The organism is Allobosea sp. FBZP-16, from assembly GCF_002831785.1.
Classification (GTDB): domain Bacteria; phylum Pseudomonadota; class Alphaproteobacteria; order Rhizobiales; family Beijerinckiaceae; genus Allobosea; species Allobosea lupini.
Window position 1 is genome coordinate 336 of sequence record NZ_LNCQ01000002.1, and the last position, 420, is coordinate 755.

The 420-nt window shown below is 68.8% G+C and carries 1 protein-coding gene and 1 pseudogene; both read left to right on the forward strand.

Translation table 11 applies throughout. The annotated features are described in order from the left end of the window. Positions 1–205, forward strand: a pseudogene (locus tag CXY91_RS00040) (transcriptional regulator); the annotation flags it as partial. Further along, positions 205–420, forward strand: a 216-nt coding sequence (locus CXY91_RS00045; protein ID WP_158673203.1) for a hypothetical protein, incomplete at its 3' end; no start/stop codon positions are given. The pseudogene CXY91_RS00040 and the gene CXY91_RS00045, both read left to right, overlap by 1 nt.

The following is a 420-nucleotide window of genomic DNA, read 5'->3' on the forward strand; positions in this document are numbered from 1 at the left end:
GGCGGGCGATCAGGTGAAGGTCTTCGCCAAGATCCGCGGCGCCCTGATGGGCGAAACCGTCCTCTGTCCGATCCTGGACGAGATCGGCCGCGACCGCTGCCTGACCGAGCAAGCAAAGCCCTTCGCCGCGACGAATTCCACGCGCGCCCGGCTCTTCCACGCCTGCAAGACCTGCCCCAACCGCCAGCAGAAGGACGTCGCCTGATGTTCCGGTCAGCCTTCAAGCTCGTTTGCATCGGCCTCGTCCCGCTCGGCGGCTTCGTCGCCGGCGCGATGCTGCACTTCGTCAGGGATCCGGAGGTTTACGCCTTCGTGCTGATCGCGGGCACGTGCGCCAGCCTGGCCGGAGCGGTCGGCTTCGCCCAGCTCGATCGCGAGGAAGCGGTCCGCCACGCGCGCCATCTCGGCCGCGTTCCCGCC